Annotated in this window: 20 protein-coding genes and 1 pseudogene; 16 read left to right on the top strand and 5 right to left on the bottom strand. The window is 72.1% G+C overall.

Annotated elements, in window-relative coordinates; translation table 11 throughout:
* Positions 1–5 precede the first annotated feature (5 nt).
* Both ABZV06_RS27610 and ABZV06_RS27605 read right to left on the bottom strand, forming a co-directional pair.
* Positions 6–611, bottom strand: coding sequence for a CDP-diacylglycerol diphosphatase (locus ABZV06_RS27610; protein WP_355625112.1), 606 nt, complete (start codon positions 609–611; stop codon positions 6–8).
* A 250-nt stretch (positions 612–861) separates the two neighbouring features.
* Positions 862–1,263: a winged helix-turn-helix domain-containing protein gene (locus ABZV06_RS27605; protein WP_355246431.1), complete on the bottom strand. Its 402-nt coding sequence runs from the start codon at positions 1,261–1,263 to the stop codon at positions 862–864.
* A 138-nt stretch (positions 1,264–1,401) separates the two neighbouring features.
* Between ABZV06_RS27605 and ABZV06_RS27600 the strand changes: the two genes are divergently transcribed.
* Both ABZV06_RS27600 and ABZV06_RS27595 read left to right on the top strand, forming a co-directional pair.
* A complete protein-coding gene (locus tag ABZV06_RS27600; protein ID WP_355246434.1) occupies positions 1,402–1,590 on the top strand; it encodes a hypothetical protein in 189 nt (62 codons plus the stop codon).
* Positions 1,587–1,847, top strand: coding sequence for a flavin reductase (locus tag ABZV06_RS27595; RefSeq protein WP_355246437.1), 261 nt, complete (start codon positions 1,587–1,589; stop codon positions 1,845–1,847). Before ABZV06_RS27600 ends, ABZV06_RS27595 begins: the two co-directional genes overlap by 4 nt.
* A 31-nt stretch (positions 1,848–1,878) precedes the next feature.
* Here ABZV06_RS27595 and ABZV06_RS27590 read toward each other — a convergent pair whose 3' ends face one another.
* A complete protein-coding gene (locus ABZV06_RS27590; protein ID WP_355625110.1) occupies positions 1,879–2,775 on the bottom strand; it encodes a helix-turn-helix domain-containing GNAT family N-acetyltransferase in 897 nt (298 codons plus the stop codon).
* 10 nt (positions 2,776–2,785) lie between these two features.
* A complete protein-coding gene (locus tag ABZV06_RS27585; protein ID WP_355625108.1) occupies positions 2,786–3,949 on the bottom strand; it encodes a low temperature requirement protein A in 1,164 nt (387 codons plus the stop codon).
* A 186-nt stretch (positions 3,950–4,135) separates the two neighbouring features.
* Between ABZV06_RS27585 and ABZV06_RS27580 the strand changes: the two genes are divergently transcribed.
* Together ABZV06_RS27580 and ABZV06_RS27575 are read left to right on the top strand one after the other, a co-directional pair.
* Positions 4,136–4,630, top strand: coding sequence for a hypothetical protein (locus ABZV06_RS27580; protein ID WP_355625106.1), 495 nt, complete (start codon positions 4,136–4,138; stop codon positions 4,628–4,630).
* A gap of 118 nt (positions 4,631–4,748) precedes the next feature.
* Positions 4,749–5,375: a phosphatase PAP2 family protein gene (locus tag ABZV06_RS27575; RefSeq protein ID WP_355246448.1), complete on the top strand. Its 627-nt coding sequence runs from the start codon at positions 4,749–4,751 to the stop codon at positions 5,373–5,375.
* 12 nt (positions 5,376–5,387) lie between these two features.
* Here ABZV06_RS27575 and ABZV06_RS27570 read toward each other — a convergent pair whose 3' ends face one another.
* Positions 5,388–6,137: an A24 family peptidase gene (locus ABZV06_RS27570; protein WP_355625151.1), complete on the bottom strand. Its 750-nt coding sequence runs from the start codon at positions 6,135–6,137 to the stop codon at positions 5,388–5,390.
* A gap of 688 nt (positions 6,138–6,825) precedes the next feature.
* On the opposite strand from ABZV06_RS27570, the gene ABZV06_RS27565 reads away from it, so the two are divergent.
* The 12 genes and pseudogenes from ABZV06_RS27565 to ABZV06_RS27510 all read left to right on the top strand — a co-directional run.
* A complete protein-coding gene (locus ABZV06_RS27565) occupies positions 6,826–7,335 on the top strand; it encodes a hypothetical protein (RefSeq protein ID WP_355625104.1) in 510 nt (169 codons plus the stop codon).
* A 32-nt stretch (positions 7,336–7,367) separates the two neighbouring features.
* Positions 7,368–8,246, top strand: a complete 879-nt coding sequence (locus tag ABZV06_RS27560; RefSeq protein ID WP_355246581.1) for a hypothetical protein — start codon at positions 7,368–7,370, stop codon at positions 8,244–8,246.
* A gap of 46 nt (positions 8,247–8,292) precedes the next feature.
* Positions 8,293–8,952: an SAF domain-containing protein gene (locus ABZV06_RS27555; RefSeq protein ID WP_355625102.1), complete on the top strand. Its 660-nt coding sequence runs from the start codon at positions 8,293–8,295 to the stop codon at positions 8,950–8,952.
* Between the two features lie 2 nt (positions 8,953–8,954).
* Positions 8,955–9,755 (top strand): ParA family protein, encoded by an 801-nt coding sequence (locus ABZV06_RS27550; RefSeq protein ID WP_355246457.1) that lies wholly within the window; start codon positions 8,955–8,957, stop codon positions 9,753–9,755.
* Positions 9,745–11,286: a CpaF/VirB11 family protein gene (locus ABZV06_RS27545; protein ID WP_355625100.1), complete on the top strand. Its 1,542-nt coding sequence runs from the start codon at positions 9,745–9,747 to the stop codon at positions 11,284–11,286. The genes ABZV06_RS27550 and ABZV06_RS27545 overlap by 11 nt, the downstream gene beginning before the upstream one ends.
* Before the next feature lie 4 nt (positions 11,287–11,290).
* Positions 11,291–12,193 carry a type II secretion system F family protein gene (locus ABZV06_RS27540; RefSeq protein ID WP_355246463.1) on the top strand — a complete coding sequence of 301 codons (903 nt, stop codon included), beginning with the start codon at positions 11,291–11,293 and terminating at the stop codon, positions 12,191–12,193.
* Positions 12,194–12,230: 37 nt separating this feature from the next.
* Positions 12,231–13,100 (top strand): type II secretion system F family protein, encoded by an 870-nt coding sequence (locus tag ABZV06_RS27535; protein WP_355625149.1) that lies wholly within the window; start codon positions 12,231–12,233, stop codon positions 13,098–13,100.
* 27 nt (positions 13,101–13,127) lie between these two features.
* Complete coding sequence (locus tag ABZV06_RS27530; protein ID WP_355246466.1) at positions 13,128–13,331, top strand: hypothetical protein; 204 nt, start codon at positions 13,128–13,130, stop codon at positions 13,329–13,331.
* A gap of 5 nt (positions 13,332–13,336) precedes the next feature.
* The gene (locus tag ABZV06_RS27525; protein WP_355625098.1) at positions 13,337–13,783 is read left to right on the top strand and encodes a TadE/TadG family type IV pilus assembly protein; all 447 of its coding nucleotides are present in this window, start codon (positions 13,337–13,339) and stop codon (positions 13,781–13,783) included.
* The gene (locus tag ABZV06_RS27520; protein WP_355625096.1) at positions 13,780–14,247 is read left to right on the top strand and encodes a TadE/TadG family type IV pilus assembly protein; all 468 of its coding nucleotides are present in this window, start codon (positions 13,780–13,782) and stop codon (positions 14,245–14,247) included. Before ABZV06_RS27525 ends, ABZV06_RS27520 begins: the two co-directional genes overlap by 4 nt.
* Positions 14,244–14,687 (top strand): hypothetical protein, encoded by a 444-nt coding sequence (locus ABZV06_RS27515; RefSeq protein ID WP_355246475.1) that lies wholly within the window; start codon positions 14,244–14,246, stop codon positions 14,685–14,687. Before ABZV06_RS27520 ends, ABZV06_RS27515 begins: the two co-directional genes overlap by 4 nt.
* 14 nt (positions 14,688–14,701) lie before the next feature.
* Positions 14,702–15,700, top strand: a pseudogene (locus tag ABZV06_RS27510) (LysM peptidoglycan-binding domain-containing protein); the annotation flags it as partial.
* Positions 15,701–16,142: the final 442 nt, after the last annotated feature.

Below are 16,142 nucleotides of genomic sequence, written 5' to 3'. Positions count from 1 at the left end.
GGAGATCAGGTGTACGCGAGCAGGAAGTCGACGGTCCCCGTACCGCCGGGCTGGCCCTGCGGGGTCTGGATACCCGCCAGGTGGATGTGCAGTTGGTCCTGCTGGCGGGCGTCGGCCGAGTTGATCCCAAGCCCGATGTCCGGGTACACCACATGCGACGGCTGCCCGGGCTGGGCGTTGATCCAGGCGTCCAGCCAGTAGTTCGGCGCGGCGGTGGTCGCGATGAACGGGCACTCGATGCCCTTCACGCGGCAGGTCGGCACGAGCAGATAGTTGTGGGTGTTCGGCGGGGCTCCGTTCAACACCACGTAGGTGGACGTGGTGTGCAGGCAGCTGGTCGGCGGCGTGGTCCGCCTACCCAGGCAGACCTGGACCCGGTCCCAGAGGTCGAACCGGCCGCCGGTGTCGGTGGGATGGCCGCACAGGGCCGACGGGGTCGGGCAGGCGGTGCCGCCCGGGTTCGGCGGCGGGGGTTGGGGTGAGCCGTCACCACCGTCGGCCATTCCGCCGTCCGCCCCGGCCAGGGTGAGAAGCCCGCCCGCGCTGGCCACCCCGGACAGCTTGACGAACTGACGTCGGGCAATCTGATCGATCCGTCTGCTGCCGCTCATCGCCACTCTTCACCCGGGACGATCCGAGGACACTGCCCGATCCGAAGTCCCTGGTCAGGGTTCGGACGAGCAGGTCGGAACGTGCCGAGATTAGGACAAACTTTCACACCTGGAGGGCCGCCAGTACCGGAGTCGCCTGATCGTGTAGCTGCCAGAATCCGTCGTGTGCGGGGATGGTCGCGTCGGCGAGGCTGATGCCTCAGAGTCATAAATATGCCTCTGAGGCATCAGCCTTGTCGGGACCCGTGCGTCAGCGTCCGACTCGCACGCGGTCGGCGGCGTACAGCTCACGGGACCCGTCGGCACGGAAGATCACGATGACCGGAATGCCCTCGCCGATCTCCAGTTCGCGCCGCTCGGCGGGCGTCGGCATCCGCGCGGTAGCGGTGTCGCCCTTGAGGAGGGTGACAGTTTCAGTCGGCTCGTCGGCGCGGACGAACGTCCCGCGCGGCGGTTCCACGATCACAAGCCCTTCCGACCGGAGTAGCGCCACCGCCTGTCGGACGCTCGTCCGGCTCAGCCCGTACTCCTGAGCCAACCGCAGCTCGCTGGGGAGCGACGCCCCGGGTGCCAGATCGCCAGAAGTGATCCGGTCACGCAGAAGGTCTGCGAGTTGCCGGAACACCGCGCGATCCGCGTTGGGGTCGATCACCAGAATGACGCTACGTAGACAACAGTTCTACGTCTTACTGTATCTACAGTCCTACGTCGTTACGGTGATATCGGCTGCGGCGACGGCAGGCATGCGAACCGGCCGTTCGCCGAATCGACAGAGCCAGAGGGAGCTTCGATGCCCCGCGTGTCGTACGAGGAATATCTGGTGGCCGTGGCGATGACCCTGGCGCGGCGGCACCATCCGGTCTGGTCCTGGCCTCGGTGGCGGTACGTCTGCCGTTGCGGCAACGGCCTGCCCTGCCGGACGCGGCATCGGGTTCCGATCAGTCACGCGCACTGGCCGAGCCAGGAGGGGCCACGATGACCAGCCACCTTCCGAGCACGCCGGCCTGGACCTGCCGCGGCTGCGGCGTCGACTGGCCGTGTCGCGCCCGTCGGCGAGAGCTGCGAGGGGAGTACGCCGGAGCGCAGGTGTCACTCACCCTCTACCTGGCCGCCCAACTCGTCGACGCCACCCGCGATCTCGCCCACGTCCCCGCCGACAGTCTGTACGGCCGGTTCCTCGGCTGGGCCCGCCGAGCGGACGCGGACGATCGGCCGGAGGCCATCCAGAGCAGGTAGATCAGACCGACGAGCAACAGCGTCCTTCCGCTCACTGAGCGAGCGACTTCTCGAACCAGTGGTGGGCGTAGTGCTCGGTGTTGTAGGGCGGGATCTCCCGGTAACCGGCCGAGCGGTACAGGGCGATCGCCTCGGTGAGGTTGCGGTTGGTGTCCAGCCGCACGGTGGTCGCGCCACGCTCGGCGGCGTACCGTTCCAGCTCGCCGAGCAGCCGCCGTCCGATGCCCAGCCCGCGCACGGTGTCCGCCACCCAGACGCGTTTGATCTCGGCGGGCCCGTCGCGGTGCAGTTTCACGGCACCGCAGCCGACGGGCTCGCTGTTGAGGGTGGCGAGCAGGATTACGCCGGCCGGCGGTGTGAGTGCCTCATCGTGGACCGCGTTGCTCAACGTCGGGTCGAATCCGTCGTCGAACCGTCGACCGACGTCCCGGGCGTACTCCCGCAGGCAGGCGCGGACCCGCGGGTCGCCGGGCGGGCACGGTTCGACCACCACCATCGACCCGACGAGCAGCCGTTCGACCTCGGCCATGGCGGTGACGAGTCGGTCCCGGCGCTGAGCGGTGAGCGGTTCGAGGATCGAGGCGGCCAGCTCGTCGGACCGCCGGTCGAGTTCGGCCCACTCCCTGCGGCCGGCGTCGGTGAGGGCGGCGGTGCGGACCCGGCCGTCGCCGCCTGCCTGGTCGGCCGGCCCTACGGTGACGAGCCCGTCGTTCTCCAGGGCACGCAGGAGCCGACTGAGGTATCCCGAGTCGAGGCCGAGCCGGGCTCGGAGCGCCGCGACCTCGGCACCCGCCAGGCCGATCTCCCACAGCAGGCGCGCCTGCCCGAGCGGGCGCCCCTGGGCCATGTACTCGTCGTCAAGCACACCCACCCGCTGGGTGACCGTCCGATTGAACCGCCGTACGGCGGCGACGAGCGCGGAGTCCATACCTCTGACTTTAGTCAGGTTGTCGGACACTGCGATAGGAGAGGATGCCGGCGCGATCCAGGACGACCACCGCGAGCACCACCACCGTGGCGACCGCGCTGAGCGCCAGCAGCGGCGGACGCAGGGCCACCGCCACACCGCCGAGTACGAACAGGGCGGCGACCCGGGGCCACGAGATCCGCCGGTGGATCGTCAGGGAGAACAGGATGCGCCCGACGAGGAACAGCGCGGGGCCGCCCATGATGACCAGGGCGGAGGCCGTGTCGCCCTTCTCGGTGGGGTGGGCGATGCTCAGTTCGGCCCCGACAGCCGTCAACACGATGCCCGCGATCATCACCAGGTGCAGGTCACCGGTCACGACGCCCAGCCGCGACGGGTCGGCGCGATCGAGGGCCGGGCCGAGACGCTGCCCAGCGGGGGTCACGTAGAGCAGACCGATCATTACGGCGGTGGCGAAGACCAGCAGGAAGGCGACCGTCCCGGCGAGGTCCAGGCCGGTGCCGGCGTACGACAGGCCGGCCACCAGAACGAGTTCACCGAGCCCGATGATCATGATTTGTTGATAGCGCTCGGCAAGGTGCCCGCCCGTGAGGTGCAGTTCGTGCCGCCGCGCGCGACCCAGCCTTGGCGTGGGCCAGCCGAGCCGTGGGCCGGTCAGGTCGATGACGAGAGCGAACACCCAGAGCGCCACCCGCCACGCCGGCAGGAGCACACCCGCCAGCCACACCACGGCGGTGACGCTGTACCAGCAGAGGATCCGCAGCGCCCGGCGCTGGCGCGGGTGACCGCGCAGCATCGTGACCGTGACCACGCCACGGACGAGGTGGACCCCGACGTACGCGCCGGCGAAGAGCGCGGCCCGACCGTGCAGCCCCTGAGGGGCCGCCACCCCGGCCAGCAGGCTGCCCAGCGCGGCGACGATCAGCACCGCTCGGATGACCGGAGTCTCCGGGTCGTACCAGTCGGCGGTCCAGGTGGTGGCCACCCAGATCCACCAGACGGCGGCCAGCAGCAGGGCGGTACGCAGGGCACCGCCCAGCGTGAAGTTGTGCAGCAGGTGCTGGGCCGTCTGACTGAGGGCGAGCACGAACGCCAGATCGAAGAAGAGTTCCAGGAACGAGGCGCTGAGCGATGCGTCGCTTCCCCGTAGCAGCCGTTCGGGCCTGCTCGCCATCTGTCCGTCGTACCACCCGGGACCCGCCACTCGAGGCAAAAGCGCGTCCGCGACGGTCGCCGACCCACGCCGCCGATGGGAGCGCCCGAGGCGACGACCCGCCCGCCCCTCCTGTCGTTGATCCGGCTGCACCCCTGGTCAGCGCCGACCACGGTGGGGGCACCGACGCACCGAGGAGAGACGCCGATGACCAGTCAACGGGAGACCGTACGGGTCGACCACGACCTGTTCCGCGCCGTGTACGACTCGCCCGCGGCACTGCCCGGCCGGCACCGGTGGACCACCCCGGAGTCGGACGTCCGGCGTCTGGAGAAGCTGCTCGGCATGCCGAGGCGGACGATCGGCGCCCCGCTCTGGGTCAGCGGTGACGAACCGGACTGCCCGAAGTGCGGCCGGCGGATCACCTGGTACGACATCGTCTCCTCGGCGGTAACCGGCCTGCACGACAAGGGCATGATCGCCGAGGTCATCCTCGGCGACCACAAGTACGTCAACACCGAGGTCCCGGACGCCATCCCCGGGGTGCACTGCGCCGACTGCCACACCCCCATCGACGGCCTGCGCAGCTTCAAGTGCCACAACTGGGCGTACGCCTTCGAGGCGCTGAAGGCCGTCCGGGAGCGCATGGCCGGCGGGCCCGGCCCGACCCAGCGCGTGGCCGACGGCCCCGCGCCGACCTGAGCCCACGCCGAGCGGTCCGACGCCGGCGATCCACAGGCGCTCCCTCCGACACATGCGCTGCCGCGTTTCCAAGGTGCCTCCAAGATGAACGCGGTATGAACGTGTGGTGAGGTGAGTCATGGCCGACAACGGCAGTACGGACGTCCCAGAGATCAGCGCCGAGTGGTACCACGACATCGTCGATGCCGCCGCCGGCACCCCGCACCCGGTGCAGTGGTTCGTCGAGCACGCCACCGAGGGGGTGATCCTGCTGCTCGGCGCACTGCTGGTGGTGGCCGCGCTGCGCCGCCTGGCCGGCGGCCCGCACGACCGGGCACTCGCCCTCGTCGCGCCACTGCCGACTCTCCTGGCGTACGGGAGCAGCGAATTCCTCAAGACCGTGGTGGACGAGGATCGGCCGTGCCGGACGGTGGGCCGGGCGATCATCGCCGGCGCCTGTCCACCGCCGGGTGACTACTCGTTCCCGAGCAACCACGCCACCCTGGCCGGCGCGCTGGCGATCACCACCCTGCTGCTGTCCCGGCGGCTAGGGCTGTTCGCGCTGCCGCTGGCCGTACTGGCCGCGTTCTCCCGGGTCTTCGTGGGCGTGCACTACCCGCACGACGTGGCCGTCGGGCTGCTGCTCGGCGCCCTGGTCGCCCTGGTCGCCACCCCACTGCTGGCCCGCCCGGTCGCCGAGGCGCTGCGTCGCCGCACCGATGCCCGTCGTCCGGTACCCGACCTGGCCGGCCGACCCCGCCCGTAGAGCCGCGAGAGCTCAGGTGACCAGGAGCGCGCCCGCCGTGCCGAGGAGCAGGAACGGTCCGAACGGGAGGTGGGTGGTCCATCGGACCCGCCGTGTTGCCAGCAGCCCCAGGCTCACCAGCGCGGACAGCCCGAACGTGAGTAGCAGCCCGAGCACGAGGACGGGCCAGCCGTACCAGCCGAGCAGCGCGCCCACGCTGAGCGCCAACTTGGCGTCGCCCAGCCCGAAGCCCCGACGACCGAGCAGCAGAGTGCTGGCGGCGAAGAACAGCGCCAGACCCGCGCCGGCGGTGACAGCTCGCGCCCACGAGCCCACGCCAGCGTCGGTGAGCGCCGCCGCGCCGAGCAGCAGCCACGTCCCGGCAGCCGCGGGCAGGGTGAGTCGGTCGGGTAGCCGGTGCACGGCCAGATCGACGACGACCGCCGGCAAAGTCCAGCCCAACCACCACACCAGAGCCGGCAGCGCTCCGCGTGGCGGGCCCGCGAGCACGAGCAGCGCCACGGCGGCGAGCGCGGCAACCTCGATCGCGCCCGGCGGCGGCCCGACCCGGGCGTGACACCGGCCGCACCGGCCCGCCGGGCCGAGCGCGGGCCACGGCCTGGTCAGGCTGACCACGGCCCCGCAGGCGTCGCAGCCGGTCCGGCTGGGAGCGTTCGAGGGTACGGCGTGACGCACGACGGCCAGCCGCAGCAGCGGGGTGACGAGCAGGGACGCCAGCACGGACGCGAGCCGGAGCCGACGGGTACCCGTGACCGGCTCCAGCTCGGTGCCCGCAGAGTCGGCCGACGCGGACGGTTGGCCGGGTGGTTCAGCCGTCAGCGCCACGTCGACCCCGCCGAACGTCCGGCAGCCGCCCCGAAAGGTGAACACGGATCGTGACTGAACGTTCGCTCGGGTGTAGCGGATGGCGCGGAAAGGGACGTCTGCCACCGGCGGCTCCCGCCTCGGGCGGGAACCAACGGCGCGCGCCGAGGCGTGACCCGAGGTGCGGGTCGAAGGCCGGCACGCGGGCGGGATGTCCCACTCCCGCAAGGGGCGCAGGGGTCGCGACGGACCGACCCGGGCCGACAGGGCCAGACCGTCGGCACCCCCTCGACCGGTCGCCGTCCGGAGTGCGGCTCGGACACCTGCCACCACCACCCATCATCACGCAGAGTGTTCGGTTGAATTGCCTCTGTTGCATCGGCGATCGTGAGCTTATGCTCGCCCCTTGGGTGTGACGCAAGCCTCACCTCGACGACCGGAGAACACGGGACCTTGCATTTGTAGAAGATCCGCAACGGTGAATGCAGAAGCGAAATGAACGGTCGGATGTACTGATCCGGGCGCGCTTCCGCATGCTCGACAACGGCGTCTCGTCGCCACGTCGGGCGATCACGAGGAGGGTTCGGCGGTGCGCGGACGGCAGCTCGGACGAGCGGCAACCTGCCTGCTGGCGATCGTGGCGGCAGTGACGGTGACCGCCTGCGGCAGCGAGCAGGAAGCGGTCGAACGACCGGCATCGGGGCAGGGCGACGGAGCACGGACGGATACGGGTGCCGAACGCGCCGCGGCGGAAAAGGCGGCGCTCGAGGCGTACTCCGGATATCTCACGGCCTCGCGCACGGCGAGTCGCCGCAGCGATCCGCACGCGCCGGAACTGTCCAGATTTCTCGCAGATCCACTGCTGACTCGGGTGCAATTGTCCATTCGCGACGCTAAGGAGCACGGCGCGATGCGTACCGGGACATTGAGATCCGATCCCACCGTGACGTCCGTCGACCTCGACTCCGACCCGGCCACCGTGGAGATCCAGGACTGCCTGGACGCGACCGGATACCGGCTGGTCTACACCAAGGACCAGAAGATGGTCCCGGGCAGCGGTGGCGGCAGGCACCTGGCCACTGCCACCGCCACCCGCTATCCGGACGGCCGGTGGCTGATCAGCTCCGGTTCCGCGCACCAGGACCAGCCGTGCTGACCCGGCGGGTCCTCGCGGGGGTCGGCCTGGCGATGCTGCTGATGGTCGGCGGGACCCTGCCGGCCGCCGCCGCACGGCGCGCCGGCCCGGGTGTGGAGTGCCCGCCCGGCCAACCCGACTGCAACGTCTGGGACGACGAGCCTGGCCACCCGGGCGACCCCGGCGGTGGTGGAGACAACGGCGGCGGCAACTCCGGTGGCGGTGGCGGCGGCGGTGTCTGCCAGTGGGGCGGCCGGACGATCCCCTGCTACGACGACCTGCTGGGCTGGTTCAACAACGGCGACGGCTGCTACTACAAGCTCGCTGTGCCCCAGCCGTCGGCACCCGAGGGCCAGCAGTGGTACGTGCAGACCTGCAACGGCGGCGCTGTCGGCACGCAGGTCAACGTGCTGCTCGACGGACCGCCAGCCGGCTTCGGCACACCGCCGGACCCGGAGGAGCTGGCCCGTCGGGCCCTCGCGTCGATCAAGCTGCTGCCGGCGCGACTCAAGGTCGCTCCCCGCAAGGACATCGGCCCCGGCCTCGTCGGGCTGCCGGTCTGGATGTGGGCCACCCCGAGCGCCAGCTACTTCGGCCCCCTGAACGCCTCCGCGAGCGACCGTGGACTGACCGTCTCGATCGAGGCCAAGGTCGACCGGATCGTCTGGAGCATGGGCAACGGCGACACGGTCACCTGCACCAAGCCCGGCACCCCGTACGACCCGAAGGGCAGGCGCGCCGGCCGCACCTCACCGGACTGCGGTTACGACCGGGGCTACCCGAAGGCCGGCACCTACCGGGTGGGTGCCACCACGTACTGGACGGTCCGCTGGTGGACCGACAACGGCGTCGAGGGCGACCCGATCGCGCAGACCCGGACCAGCGGCACCGTGCCGGTCCAGATCAGGGAGCTCCAGGTGGTGACCAGGTGAACGCGCCGGTTCTGCGAGCCCCACAGTCACGAATGGAGATCGAACGGTGAGTGTGGCGACGCGTAACGCGACCGGGCCGGTGGACGCGCCGGTCAGCCCGCCGAAGGTGGTCCGGCAGCGCCGCGTCCGCCCCGGGCTGCTGGGTCTCGCCGTCCTCCTGATCGCCCTCGGTGGGCTGGGGGCCGCGTTCGCGGTCACCTCGGTCCGGGCCACCGGTAGCTACCTCGCGGTGGCCCGGCCGGTGGAGGTCGGACGGGAGATCAGCGCGGCCGACCTGATCACCGTGCAGGTCGCCGGCGGCCAGGGGCTGCGCCCGGTGCCCGCCGGACGGCTGGACGAGGTGGTCGGTAAGCGGGCCGCCGTGGCGCTGGTGCCGGGCACCCTGCTCACCCTCGGGCAGATCACCGACGACCCGCTGCTCGGCCCCGGGCAGCAGCAGATCGCGCTCGGTCTGAAGACCGCCCAGGTGCCGGCCCGCCAGCTGCACCCCGGTGACAAGGTGTTGCTGGTCAGCACTCCGGACGACAACGCCACCGGGGCGGCAGCCGCGCCGGGCACCCGGTTCGCCGCCACCGTCATCGACATGGTCACCTCGACGAACGACGAGAAGGTGCTGTACCTGGCGCTCCTCGTCCGGGACGTACCCGCCGTGGTGGCGCTGGCCGCCCAGGAGCGGATCGCCGTCGTGCTGACCGAGGCGGCCTGAACATGGCGATCATCGCGTTGGTGTCGGCGAAGGGGTCGCCTGGCGTGACCACCTCTGCGCTGGCCTGCGCGCTGACGTGGCACCGCCGGCTGGTCCTCGCCGAGTGCGACCCGGCCGGTGGATCGATCCTCGCCGGATATCTGGGCGGTCAGCTGGACGGCCCGCGCGGCATCGGGGAGTTGGCCGTCGGCGAACTGCGCGACGGCAACCTGGAGACGGCGTTCTGGTCCCAACTGGTCGACCTGGACGCGCCGCGCCGGGAACGGCTGCTGCTGCCCGGCCTGGTCGATCCGACGCAGGCCGGCAGCGTCACCCCGCTCTGGCAACGCTTCGCCGACTACTTCAACGCCCTGGACCAGGGCACCCCCGGCTACGACGTGCTTGTCGACTGCGGCCGACTGCACGTCACCGGTCCACCGTGGCCACTGCTGCGGGCCGCCTCGGTGGTGCTGCTGGTGACCCGGGCCCAACTGCCCGACCTGTCCGGGACGCGGGCGGTGGTCACCGCGATCGAGCGGGACTTTGCCGAACACCGGGTGCCGCCGGGCACCCTGCGGCTGCTGCTGGTCGGCGACGGACACGGGCGCGCCGAGATCAGTCGCGGGCTGAAGCTGCCGGTGATCGCCCGGCTGCCGCACGACCCGCGTACCGCAGGGGTGCTCGCCCTCGGCGGGACCGTACGGGCCGGACGGCCGCTGCTGCGCGCGGCGACTGCGCTGGAGGTGCCGATCGGGGCGCTGCTGGAACGCCGGCGGGCACGACTGGCCTGGCCGGTGCAGCAGGGGGTGCCGGATGCGGTTTGAACCCGTCTCCGCCGACCCGCGGCAGCAGCCGCCCGGTGCGACGTCCACCGCGCCGCCGCTGACCCCGACGAACGGCCGGCACCACCACGTGACGCCGATGCCGCAGCCGGCCCCCTCGGCCACGCCGCCACCCGACGCGGCGCCCCGGCCCCGGATGGACTTCCAGGTGGTCCGGGAGCTGCGCCGGGAACTCACCGAACGCCTCACCCTGTGGCAGCGCGGCCGCGAGTTCACCGTCGACGAGGAGGACACCGAGCGGGCTCGGCTGGCCGTCCAGGTGGTCGCCGAGTACGCCGACGCGGTCCGCCGGGCCGGCACACCGATGGCCGCCGGTGAGGAGCGCCTGCTGCTCGACCAGGTGACCGCCGAGCTGGTCGGGCTCGGCCGGCTACAGACCCTCCTGGTCGACGACACCATCGAGGAGGTGCACATCCTCGGCTGTGACCAGGTGCGCATCACCCGGCACGGCGGCGGGGTGGACTGGGGTGAGCCGATCGCCGACAGTGACGCGGAGCTGGTAGAGATCCTCCAGGCGGCGGCGCGACGGGCCGGCGCGACCGAGCGGTCACTGTCTACGGTGAAGCCCACCCTCGACCTGCAACTTCCCGACGGCAGTCGGCTGGCCGCGGTGTTCCTGGTCAGCCACCGCCCGTACGCGGTGATCCGCAAGCACAACACCCTGGACGTGAGCCTCGACGACGTGGCCGGTAGCCGGGGCGACCTGGACGAGATGATCGACCCGTTGCTGCGCGACTTCCTGCGTGCGGCGATGCGCGCCGGGTTGAACATCATGGTCGCCGGGCTGGCCGGCGCCGGTAAGACCACGATCATCCGCGCGTTGATGAACGAGATCCCGCCCGACGAGCCGTACGTGCTGCTGGAGGAGAGCCGGGAACTGCTGCCGGCCCGCCGTCGGGAACGGCACCGGGCGGTGATGAGCTTCGAGGCCCGGGAGGGGCACGGCGAGCGCGGCTTCGACGGCCGCCCGGCGGGCGAGGTGACGATCGCCGACCTGATCCCGCTGTCGCTGCGGATGGGCGTCCTGCGGATCATCGTGGGCGAGGTGCGGTCCCGCGAGATCGTGCCGATGCTCCAGGCGATGACCACCAGCCGGGGGTCGATGTGCACGATCCACGCCCGTACGGCCGCCGGGGTGGGCGAGCGGATCGTCGAGCTGGCGCTGGCCCACGGCCGCGAGATGACCGTCGACCAGGCGCGCCGGATGGCCGGCAATGCCCTCGACCTGATCGTCTACGTCACCGTCGAGGACGAGAGCGCGATCGGCGGGCGCAAGCACCGGTTCGTCTCGCACGTGGAGGAGGTGATCGGAGCCGGCGAGGCCGGACGGATCACCACCACCACCGTCTTCGGCCCCGGTCCGGACGGCCGCGCGGTCCCCCGACACCTGCCCGAACGGGTCCGCGACCAGTTGCTCCGCGTGGGGTACGACGTCCGACTGCTGACCCGGTGGATCGAGGCGGGCACCGGCGCCTGGCGGCGACCCCGGCAGACCCGACTGGCCCGGCGGTGACCTGATGGGGAACAGCCTGGAGTTGATCGCGGTGGTCTCCGGGGCCGCCTGCGTGGCAGGGCTCCTGCTGGCGGTTGTCGCACTGGTGGGTACCCGTCGACCCGCCGGCCCAGCTCCGGGGGCGGGGCCTGGCCTCAGCCGCCTCTGGCGCGGCTCCGGCGCCACGCCCGCCGAGCGGCGGTCCTACCAGGCGTTGCTGCTCGCGGCGGTGGTCGCCGGCGCGTTGGCGTTCCTGCTCACCGGGCTGCCGGTGGTGGGCCTGCTCGTGGCGGTGGCGGTGCCCGGCACGCCGTGGCTGTTCGCGGTCGGTAAGGCCGAGCAGCGGGCGATCGCCCGGATCGAGGCCGTCGGCGAGTGGACCCGGCGACTGAAGGACGTGTCCGGTACCGGCCAGGGCCTCCAACAGGCAATCATCAGCACGATCGGCAGCGTGCCGCCCGGGATCGAGGACGAGGTACGAGTGCTCGCCGCCCGGTTGCAGGCCGGCTGGCTGGCCCGCTCCGCGCTGCTGGCGTTCGCCGACGAGATCGGCGACCCGGTCTGCGACCAGGTGGTGGCGGCGCTGATCCTGCACCTCACCGACCGGGGCGAACGGCTCGGAGACGTACTCGGGTCCATCGCCGGTGCGGCGTCCGCCGAGGTGGCGACCCGTCGGGAGATCGAGGCCAAGCGCACCCAGCCCCGCTTCGCGGTCCGCTTCCTCACCGGGATGACGCTGGCGACACTGGCGTACGGGCTGGTCAACAGCGAGTACATCAAGCCGTACGGGACACCGGTCGGTCAGGTCGTGATGGCCGCGCTGGGCGCCGCCTTCATCGGCCTGCTGGCCTGGGTCCGCTCGATGAGTCAGCCGCAGCGGCCGGCCCGGTTCCTACCGGCGCCCGACCCCCAGGAGGTCATCGCGTGAGCGTGAGTGGCACCGCGTCCGCAGGAGGCTCGCGGTGATCGTCAACTGGCTCCTCGGCATCGCCGTGTCCGGTGGAGCGGCGATCGGGTTGGGCCTGTTCCTGGTGATCCGCGAGTTGGTGCCGGCCACTCCCGCGCTCGGGCCGGCACTGCGCCGCCTGCACCAACCGCCGGGCACCGGGCGGGTGGCTGCTCCCGCCTCCCGCCGGTTGGACTGGCTGACCGGGCTGTCCCGCTGGCTGCGACCGCCGCACCGGCAGCTCGCCCTGATCGGTCAGACCTCCGAGCAGTACGCGCTGTCGGTGCTGCTGTCCGCCCTGATCGGCCTGGCCGCGCCGACCCTGCTCGTGATGGCGCTGTTCGTCCTCGGCATCTCGCTGCCACTGGCCGTACCGGTGCTCGGCAGCCTCGGCCTGGCGTTGATCGCCGGGCTGCTGGCACACCAGTCGGTGCTGACCAAGGCGAACGCCGCCCGCGACGAGTTCCGTCAGGCCGTGTGCACGTACCTGGATCTGGTGGCCCTGCAACTCTCCGCCGCGCACGGGCCGGTGCAGTCGCTGGAACGGGCCGCCGCCGTCTGCGACGGCTGGGTGTTCGACCGCCTCCAAGAGGCGCTGCGGATCGCCCAGATGCAGATGCACGCGCCCTGGGACGAGTTGCGCGACCTCGCCGACAAGATCGGCATTCCGGAGCTGGGCGATGTCGGCGCGATCATGCGCTCCTCGGGCAGCGAGGGCGCACAGGTGCACGAGACCCTGCGCAGCCGGGCGGACTCGCTGCGCGACCAGATCCGCACCGACGGCCTGGCCCGCGCCGAGGGCGTTACCAGCAAGCTCGACATTCCGGGCGCGTTGCTCGTCTTCGTGCTGCTCGGCTTCGTCGTCTACCCGTTCGTGGTCCGCATCTGAATCGCCCCCCGAGAGAAGGAGTACGCCATGCCCATCCTCACCTACCTGCACGTCGTGCTGACGACGCGCCTCGCCGAACTCCGTCGCGACGGCGAGCGCGGCGACAGCCCGGTACCGACCGCCGTGATCATCATGGGTCTCGTCTTCGTGGCGACCGTCGTCACGGGCCTGGCCCTCGCCCGGGCCAGAGGCTGGATGAACGCCATCCAGGCACCCGCGAACCCGCAGTAACCGGCATGCACCGAGCCGCTTTCCCGAGGTGGCGCCGAGCGGTTCCCGCCGCCCGGCGTCGCCTCGTGGCCGGCGATCGGGAGCGGGGTGCCAACCCGGTGGAGCTGGCCGTGGTGATGCCGCTGATCCTGGTGCTCCTGTTCGCCTCACTCCAGATCGCTGCCGTCTTCCTGGCCCGCTCCACGGCGTTGAACGCCGCCCAGAGCGGGGTCAACGCGCAACGGCGCTACAACGCGTCCGACGGCGCCGGGGTGACCAGCGCCCGCCGGTTCCTGGCCACCACCGGCGGCTGGCTGCTGGGCTGGGAGGCAGGTGGCGGTCCGAACTGTGTGGCGAGCGAGGTCGACGTGACCTGCACGGTGACCGGCCGTTCCCTGTCGGTCGTACCCGGCGTGGACTTCCCGGTCCTGCAAACCGCGCACGGGCCGGTGGAACGGGTGACAGCGCCGTGAGCCGGGCCACCGAGCGGGGCTCGGTCTCCATCGAGGTCGCGGTGCTCGCGCCCGCGTTCATCGCGTTGATGGTGCTGGCCGGCGTGGCCGGACGCAGCGCGGTGGCGGCAGAGACCATCGACGCCGCCGCGCACGATGCGGCCCGCGCCGCCTCGATCTCCCGCACTGCGGCCGAGGCCCGCAGGGATGCGCGTAACGCGGCTCAGCAGCAGTTGGACTGGCGAGGACTCAGTTGCACCGACACTCCGACCCTGACGTTCAGCGGCTCGGTCGGCCGGGAGACCACCAGCTTCGACGAGGCCTACGGCAGCGCGCTCGGCCAGAACGCGACGGTCACCGTCACTGTCGCGTGCCGGGTGTCCTTCCGGGATCTGCGACTCAACGCCGTACCCGGGATGCCCAGCGAGAACCGCATCGAGGCCAGCTTCACCTCCCCACTGGACCGCTACCGGAGTCGACGATGAACGTCCGTACGCTCTCCGGCGACCACGGCCGGGTCAGCATCTTCCTGGCCGTGGCGATGGTCGGCGTACTGGCCATCGTGGGGCTCTCGTTCGACGGCGCGGGCCAGCTCCGCACGCTGCAGCACGCCGACAACCTGGCGGCAGAGGCGGCCCGCGCGGGCGGGCAGGCCATCGACCGCGCCACCGCGATCGAGGGCGGGCCGACGCGGATCGACCAGCCGCAGGCCCGCGTCGCGGTCGCCGACTACCTCTCCGCCGCCGGCACCACCAGCCACACCGTGAGCTTCCCGCGAATCGCCGGGGAGACCGTCGTCCGGGTACGCCTGACGATCACCTACCGCCGCTCGATGCTCGGCCTGTTCGGCCTGGCCGACCAGGTCACCGTCACCGGTGAGGCGACCGCGCGGGCCATCACCACAGGCCCAGCCCCGGCCCCATAGGAAGGAAGGCAGCCATGTCCGCATCGGGTCGGTCCGTCGTACGGCGGACGGGACGCGTCCTCACCGGCCTCGGCGCGCTCGTCGTGCTCTGCGCTCTGGTGGCGGGTGCGCCGATCGCGTTGCTCGCCTTCGCCGGCAATCCCCTGCCCGACCATCTGCCCACTCTCGCCGAGGTGGGAACCGTCCTGACCAGCCGGGACGACGGGCAACTCTTCCTGCGGGCCCTGGCGCTCGCCGGTTGGTTCGGCTGGGCCACGTTCACCTTCTCGGTCCTCGTCGAGTTGGTCGCGCAGATCCTGCGCCGGCCGGCGCCCAAGCTGCCCGGAATGAGCCGCCAGCAAAAGGCCGCCGCCGCGCTGGTCGGTTCGGTCGCCCTGGTCCTCGCGGCCAGCCCGGCCGCCGCCAGCGCCGCGGCGATCTACACCGGTCCGGCGTACGCCCAGTCGAGCACGTCGACGAGCGCCGCCCGACTGCCCGAAGGTGGGCCGCTCGGGCTGGCCGGGAGTGGGCCGCTCGGCCTGGTCGCGCCCGGCAGCCCGAGCGCTGGTGAGCAGGCGGCGCCGGTGTATCGCGTGGCGCGCGGCGACTATCTCGGCGAGGTGGCCGAGCGGTACCTCGACGAGTTCGACGACTATCGACAGCTCGCCAAGCTGAACCGGCTGGACGACCCGGATCGGATTCGTCCCGGCCAACTGCTCCGGCTGCCGGCAGAGGCCGCCGACCAGGGCGCTCACCCGCACGCCACCGGCAAACTCGTCGGCCGGCCCGCCGCGCCCAAGCCACCGGCTCAGCGACCGGCACCCGAGCAGACCGCGCCGGAGCAGACCGCGCCGGCACCCCCCGGCGGTACGGAGTCGACAGGTCAGGTGCCCTCGATGACCGTCGGCGCGGCTCGGGCCGGAACCACCGACCGGGTGAACCGACCGCTCGCGGTGTCCGCCGTGCTGGCCGTCGCGAGCATCGTGGGCGCACAGATCGGCGCGGTTCTCGGGCTGCGCCGCCGCTCCGCCACCGCCGGTGCCACCCCCCGGTTGGTCGCGGCTGCCCGCGCACCCCGGCGCGGCGCGGATCGCAGTGGCGGCAGCCCCCGCGGCGCTCGGAGCGGCGGCAGCTCCCAGAGCGGTCGCAGTGGCGGCAACTCCCGCAGCGGTCGGAGCAGCGGTGCCGCCTGGGCTGCCAGCCGTGCGGCCGCCGCCACCGAGAGCACAGCGCCGCCGACCGGTGGCCCGGCCGCGAGTGCCGAACCGGGCTGGACCGGTGAGCAGGACTGGACGGGTCGTGACCAGCGCGGACTGCCCGCCGGCGGACCCGGCTGGGATGCCGTGCCGGATGAGCCGTCGAGCGGGCGGCACCGACGGAGCTGACCGGTCGCGCGCCGGCACGAGGCGGCGAGTGGCGGCGCGCGGCGGCGAGTGGCGGCGCGCGGCGGCGCGCGAGAGCGGAAGTGAGTCGTGT

Source organism: Micromonospora sp. NPDC005172, from assembly GCF_040608555.1.
GTDB lineage: Bacteria > Actinomycetota > Actinomycetes > Mycobacteriales > Micromonosporaceae > Micromonospora.
The sequence above is the reverse complement of the archived record's forward strand: the minus strand, read 5'-3'. Positions and strand labels throughout refer to the sequence as shown.

Bases quoted from the DNA above. Each gene is read 5' to 3' on its own strand.
- ABZV06_RS27580 (WP_355625106.1), top strand. From the start codon at position 4,136: ATGACCAGTCAACGGGAGACCGTACGGGTCGACCACGACCTGTTCCGC.
- ABZV06_RS27585 (WP_355625108.1), bottom strand. From the start codon at position 3,949: ATGGCGAGCAGGCCCGAACGGCTGCTACGGGGAAGCGACGCATCGCTC.
- ABZV06_RS27540 (WP_355246463.1), top strand. From the start codon at position 11,291: ATGGGGAACAGCCTGGAGTTGATCGCGGTGGTCTCCGGGGCCGCCTGC.
- ABZV06_RS27610 (WP_355625112.1), bottom strand. From the start codon at position 611: ATGAGCGGCAGCAGACGGATCGATCAGATTGCCCGACGTCAGTTCGTC.
- ABZV06_RS27515 (WP_355246475.1), top strand. From the start codon at position 14,244: ATGAACGTCCGTACGCTCTCCGGCGACCACGGCCGGGTCAGCATCTTC.
- ABZV06_RS27590 (WP_355625110.1), bottom strand. From the start codon at position 2,775: ATGGACTCCGCGCTCGTCGCCGCCGTACGGCGGTTCAATCGGACGGTC.
- ABZV06_RS27560 (WP_355246581.1), top strand. From the start codon at position 7,368: ATGCTGCTGATGGTCGGCGGGACCCTGCCGGCCGCCGCCGCACGGCGC.
- ABZV06_RS27545 (WP_355625100.1), top strand. From the start codon at position 9,745: ATGCGGTTTGAACCCGTCTCCGCCGACCCGCGGCAGCAGCCGCCCGGT.
- ABZV06_RS27550 (WP_355246457.1), top strand. From the start codon at position 8,955: ATGGCGATCATCGCGTTGGTGTCGGCGAAGGGGTCGCCTGGCGTGACC.
- ABZV06_RS27600 (WP_355246434.1), top strand. From the start codon at position 1,402: ATGCCCCGCGTGTCGTACGAGGAATATCTGGTGGCCGTGGCGATGACC.
- ABZV06_RS27595 (WP_355246437.1), top strand. From the start codon at position 1,587: ATGACCAGCCACCTTCCGAGCACGCCGGCCTGGACCTGCCGCGGCTGC.
- ABZV06_RS27525 (WP_355625098.1), top strand. From the start codon at position 13,337: ATGCACCGAGCCGCTTTCCCGAGGTGGCGCCGAGCGGTTCCCGCCGCC.
- ABZV06_RS27575 (WP_355246448.1), top strand. From the start codon at position 4,749: ATGGCCGACAACGGCAGTACGGACGTCCCAGAGATCAGCGCCGAGTGG.
- ABZV06_RS27530 (WP_355246466.1), top strand. From the start codon at position 13,128: ATGCCCATCCTCACCTACCTGCACGTCGTGCTGACGACGCGCCTCGCC.